Here is a 6,450-nt window from a genome sequence, read left to right on the forward strand (position 1 = left end):
GCGTGGGTTGGCAGGCGCTGTGCATTGGGCCGTGGCGTTGGTTCTGAGCAGCCCGCTCACCAGCCCGCAGGCATGGGCGCAGATCGTGGCCGACCCCAGCGCCCCCGGCAACCAGCGCCCCACGGTGCTGACCGCGCCCAACGGCGTGCCGCTGGTCAACATCACCACGCCCAGCGCGGCCGGTGTCTCGCGCAACACCTACCGGCAGTTCGACGTTGGCGCGCCCGGTGCCATCCTCAACAACAGCCGCACCGCCACGCAGACCCAACTCGGCGGTGGGGTCGCGGGCAACCCCTGGCTCGCCACCGGCCCCGCGCGGGTCATCGTCAACGAGGTCAACTCCAACAACCCGAGTTACCTGCAAGGCCCCGTCGAAGTCGCCGGCCAGCGCGCCGAGGTGGTCGTCGCCAACCCCTCGGGCATCCAGGTCAACGGCAGCACCTTCATCAACGCCTTGGGCGTGACGCTCACCACCGGGGTTCCGGTCTTCAAGGGCGGCTCGCTCGACGCCTACATCGTGCAGCGCGGCAGCGTGGGCATCTTCGGCTCCGGCCTGGACACCCGAGGCGCCGACTACACCGCCATCTTCGCGCGCGCCACCGAGGTCAACGCCGGACTCTGGGCCAACTACCTGAAGCTCGTGAACGGCGCCAACACCGTGGACGCTGCCAGGCAGGCGCCCACGGGGGCCGCCACCCCAGTGGGCGAGCCCCCGCGCTTCCTGCTCGATGTCGCCCACCTGGGCGGCATGTACGCCAATCACATCTTCCTCGTCGGCACGGAGAAGGGCCTTGGCGTCAACAACGAAGGCGTGCTCTCCAGCGCGGCGAGCAACCTGGAACTGCACGCCGACGGGCGCCTCATCAACAAGGGCGCGCTCATCGCCGGTGGCGACCTGAAGGTGGACGTCAAAGGCCCCCTCGACAACAGCACTGGGCACGTCCTGGCCGCGCGCTCGATGCAACTGTCCGCCCAGGGCATCACCAACGATGGCGGCGAGTTGCAGGCGCAGGGCGACGCCCACATCGACACCCGGGACGCCGATCTGCACAACCGCGGCGGGCGCATCGGCGCGCAGGGCTCGCTGGCCCTGCAGGCCGGCCAGGTGCGCAACGAAGCCACGACCGATGCCGCCGCCAGCATCGGCGCAGGCCGTGAGCTCAGCGTGCAAGCCAGCAGCCTGCACAACCGCTCCACTATGTCCGCCGACGGCAGCGCCGTGCACGCCACCCTGTGGGCCGATGAGGCCATGGACATCACCGTCCAGGACACCCTGGCCAACGACGGGCGCCTGTTCGCCAACGGCGCACTCGCCGCCACCGCCCGCGACATCACCAACAGCGGCACCCTGCAGGCCGCCACGCTCAAGCTCTCGGCCACCAACACCTTCAACAACCGCTCGGGTGGCGCCGTCTTCGCCGACCACATCGCCATCGAGGCAGGCGAACTGAACAACCGGCCCGACCCGATCGCGGCCAGCGCCCCCGTCATCGCCGCCCGCCAGAGCCTGCACCTGGGCGTGCACACCCTCAACAACGAAGACGGCGCGCTCATCTACAGCGACGGCGACATCCGCATCGGTGGGGCGATCGACGCCAACGCGCAGGCCAGCGGCCAGGCGCAAGCCGTCAACAACCTCAGCGCCGACATCGAAGCCATGGGCGACATCGCCCTGTCGGCCAACACCCTGCGCAACGAGCGCCGCAACGTCGCCGTTACCCAGGTCACCGTCATCGACCAGACCGCGCAGCTGGACATGCCCGCCTGGTGGTTCAACGGCAAGAACAAGGACGCCGCCCTCATCGAATTCACCTCCAACTACACCCGCCAGCACTACTACCTGCTCGACCCCGCCTCCATCCTCAGCGACCAGACCCTCATCACCCCCGACGGCAACACAGTGCGCCGCATCGAAGTCGCGCTGGACCCGCGCGACTCCGTCTACCACGCCGCCAGCGGCGCCTACGCCGGCAACACCGGCGTGCGCGAGCGGGTCACCATCGACGCGCCCACCACCATGATGCTCTACGCCAGCGTGCGCCAGGACGGCGTGGCCAACCCCGACCAGGTCGCCGACGCCCCTGCGGTCTTCGGCGCCGAACTCAGCGCCGTCACCCAGTGGCAGCGCGACACCTTGAGCCCCGACAGCGCCTACGGCCGCTGCACCACCGCCTGCACCCTGCTCGTCGCTCAGCCCGGCTACGACGACCCGCTGAAAGACCTGCTGCGCAGCGACCACACCTACCTTGAGCCCACCCACCCCGGCCTGGAGGTCTCGCGCACCGCGCACCACACCGCCATCGAAGACCGCCTGGCCCCTGGCGCCGGTGCCCCCGCTGCCATCCGCTCGGCTGGATCGATGCGCCTGGACATCGGCGAATCGCTCACCAACCGCCACGCCGACATCCTGGCCGGCGCCGCGCTCGAGGTGAACGCCCCGGCCGGCGCGGTCAACAACCTTGGCCACACACTCAAGCGCACGCACCGGTTCCACATCACCTCCCAGACCGCCGGCATGGGCGAGTTCGAGTGGACCAAACCCGAGATCAGCGAAATCGTCGGCGAGCTTCCCGCTCGCCTGCACGGTGGCCAGAGCCTGCACCTGGATGCGCGAGACCTGAGCAACATCGACCAGGGCCGCAGCACCGGCCTGGCCACCTCGGGCCTGGACTTCGTGGGCCTGAGCCTGCCCAGCGCGGACAAGCCCCTCGTGGTGGGCGCCAGCCGCCTGTTCGGCCAGGCCCCGGCCTCGCAGGGCTACCTCATCGAAACCGACCCGCGCTTCACCGACCGGCGCCAATGGCTGAGCAGCGACTACCTGCTGACTCAGCTCGCCAGCGACCCCTCCGCCACGCACAAACGCCTGGGCGACGGCTTCTACGAACAGAAACTCATCCGCGAGCAACTGGCCGAACTCACCGGGCGGCGCTTCCTCGACGAATTCGACAACGACGAAGCGCAGTTCCTTGCGCTCATGGACGCCGGCCTCGCCTACGCCCAGGCCTTCGAACTCAAGCCCGGCCTCGCGCTCATGGCCGAGCAGATGGCCCAGCTCACCACCGACCTGGTGTGGCTGGTGCAGCGCGAGGTGGTGCTGCCCGATGGCACCCGGACCACCGCCCTGGTGCCGCAGGTCTACCTGCGCGCCGTGCGCAAGGATGAACTGCTGCCCTCGGGTGCCCTGATCTCGGGCAAGGAGGTCGTGCTGGACATCCAGCGCGATCTGGTGAACGCCGGTGGCCGCATCGAAGGCGACGTGCTGGTGGCGCAAGCCGGGCGCGACATCGCCAACATCGGCGGCCTGATGCAGGGCAGAAGCGAACTGCTGGCCAGCGCGGGGCGCAACCTCACCATCAGCAGCCCCACGCACACCACCCGCTTCTCGGGCGAACACGCCACGCAAAGCCGCACGGAGCTGGCGGGCATCGGTGCGATGCGGGTGACAGGGGTGGCCGGTGATGGTCCTGGCGCGAAGCTGAGCATCCAGGCGGGCCAGGACGTGGTGCTGCAAGGCGCCAGCGTGAGCAACGCGGGCCTAAACGGCACCACCGCCATCGAGGCCGGCCACGACGTGCAACTGCAGACCGTCACCGTGGACAGCGCCAACAGCGTCGTCGCCGACGCGCGCAATTACCGCCACCAGCGCCAGAGCCAGGAAATCGGCTCGGACATCGCGGCACTGGGCGACATCCACGTCACCGCCGGCCGCGACGTGGCAGCGCGCGCGGCCAGCGTGCAGGCCCTGGGTGACGTGAGCGTGCAGGCGGGCAATGACATCCGCCTGGAGGCCGGGCGGGCCACCAGCGAGAGCGACTCCAGCCTGTACCACAAGCGCAGCGGGCCTGTGAGCAAGAAGACCAACGAAGAAGTGCAGAGCGCGGCCAGCGACGTGGCGCTGGGCACCAGCGTGGGCGGTGCCAACGTGGTGATGCAGGCCGGGCGCGACATCCAGCTCCAGGGCAGCGAGGTCAACGCCCAGCACCTGCTGCTGCTCGACGCCGGGCGCGACGTCGTGATCGCCTCGCAGGAGAACCACGAGTCGGGGCACTACTTCAAGGAGACGAAGCAGTCGGGCGTCAGTGCCGACGTGATGGGTGGCATCTCGTACGGCAAGCATCAGCAGAACGTCAACCAGTCATACAGCGCCGTCACCCAGTCTGGCAGTAGCGTCAGCGGTGGCGAGGTGCACATCCAGTCCGGCCGCGACACCGTCGTGCGTTCCAGCGCCGTGTTGGCCGACCACGACATCACCATCCTGGCCGGACGCGATGCCCGCATCGAAGCGGCCAGCGACACGCTGAGCACCAGCGCCGACAGCCACGCCAAATCCAGCAGCATCGGCATTACCCCTGGCGCCAGTGGCCGCTACACCGCCTACGGCAACGTGAAGGCGAATCAGGACGGCATGAGCACCAGCGACACCGCCGTGCAAAGCCTGCTCAGCGCCAACGGCGGCAGCCTCACCATCATTGCCGGCACCGACAGCCAGTACAAAGGCACTGGCGCGGGCAACGTGGACACGCAAGGCGGCACGCTGCTCGCGCAGGACGCCGTAACCGTGTCGGGCAACAACGTCACCCTGAACACGGCCGACAGCCACAGCGACAGCCAGTTCCACGCCCAGACCAAGACCTTCACCGTCGGCAGCCAGCTCAGCGGCGTGGTGGGCAGCGCCATCACCGGCGTGGGCGACATGATCGAAGTCACCCGCCACACCGACAACGACCGCCTAAAGGATGCCGCCGCGCTCAAGGCCGGCTACGACGCCTACAAGCTCGCTGGCGTGAGCGCTGCGGACGTGGCTGCCACGGATGCCGTGGCCGGCACCGCCGCCAACCCCGGTGATCCCAATGCCGCCTCCTTCGGTGTGAGCGTGAACGTGGGCAGCAGCAAGTCCCGCCAGGATGAACGCCAGAGCAGCACCCGGCAAGCGGGCACCGTCATCCAGGCTGGCCAGATCGACATACAGGCACGCGAAGGCGACCTCTTCGCCACGGGCGCCAAATTGCAGGCGCAGGACATCCACCTGCAAGCCGAAGGCGACATCCACCTGCAGGCCGCCCGAAACACCGCTGAACTGCACAGCAGCAACAGCGGGGGCAGCGCCGGCTTGGGTGTGACCTTTGGTGTGGGCGAGCAGACCGGCATCAGCTTCCAGATCAGCGCCAGCCGCGCCAAGGGCAGTGGCGCGGGCAGCGAGACCATTCACGACAACACCGTCGTCACCAGCACCCACAGCGTCACCCTCAAGAGCGGCGGCGACACGAACCTGCGCGGTGCGCAGGTCGCGGGCGACACCGTCACCGCCGACGTGGGCGGCGACCTGAACATCCAGACCCTGCAGGACACCAGCCGCTACGAATCCAAGCAGAAGAACGCGGGCGTGAGCCTCAGCGTGTGCGTGCCCCCGATCTGCTACGGCAACATGGTCACGGGCTCGGCGAGCATGGCCAAGGAGAAGTTCGACCATCACTTCCAGAGCACCAACGAGCAGAGCGGCATTGCAGCCGGCGCGGGGGGCTTCGACATCCAGGTCAAGGGCAACACCGACCTGCAAGGCGGTGCCATCACCAGCAGCGCCGCGCCAGACAAGAACCGCCTGAGCACCGGCAGCCTGAGCTACAGCGACCTCACCAACACCCAGCTCACGCAGGCCGACAGCGAGTCCATGAGCATGGGCTACGGCGGCGGATCGCTCGTCACGACGGTGGCGCTCAACACCGTGTCCAACGTGTTGACCAGCGAGACCGGTGAGCGGGGCTTGCCCGAGGGCAGGAACGAGGCCAGCACCACGCTCAGCGTCATCAGCCCGGCCACGGTGGCTATCACGGGCACCGGCTCAGACGCCACCGATGCCAAGAGCGAAGAGAACGTGGCGGTGCTCACCTCAAGGGACGCCAGCACGGCCAACGAAGCCCTGAGCAACACGCTCACGCTGCAGCAGGCGCAGGAGCTCAAGGCCCACCAGGACGAAGCGCGCCAGAACCAGATCGCGGCCAACTACGTCGGTGCGGTGATCACCAACGGCATTGGCGACATTGCCCAGCAACAAGGCTGGCCTGACGGCAGTTGGCAGAAGACGGCGCTGCACGGCATGGCCGGGCTGATCCAGGCCGGCGTGGCCGGCACCGATCCGGCCAAGGCGATGACGGCGGCGATGCTCAGCGAGCAGATGACGCCGGTGCTGGCCGAGTACCTGCAGGGCCAGGGCATCGACCCGCGTAGCCCGGAGTTCAAGGCGCTGATGGCGGCGGGCTCGGTGCTGCTGGGCTCGGCCTTCGATGCGGCCAATGTGACGGTCACGGCGACGGTGAACAACTATCTGAGTCACCAGGAACGCGTGACCTACAACAAGGCCGATAAGGCATGCAAAACCTCGGGTCAGCAGTGCGCCACTGCCGCGGCGCTGAAGTACAAGGACGAACTCAGTGACCGGCTGCTGGCCAATGC

1 protein-coding gene is annotated in these 6,450 nt (G+C 68.5%); it reads left to right on the forward strand.

Annotated features, from left to right (window positions below):
- Positions 1-31: 31 nt before the first annotated feature.
- Positions 32-6,450, forward strand: a 6,419-nt coding sequence (locus tag VLG41_RS00630; RefSeq protein ID WP_325347464.1) for a hemagglutinin repeat-containing protein, incomplete at its 3' end; no start/stop codon positions are given.

Origin of the sequence: Hydrogenophaga sp., assembly GCF_035481345.1 — a bacterium.
Lineage (GTDB): Bacteria > Pseudomonadota > Gammaproteobacteria > Burkholderiales > Burkholderiaceae_C > Hydrogenophaga.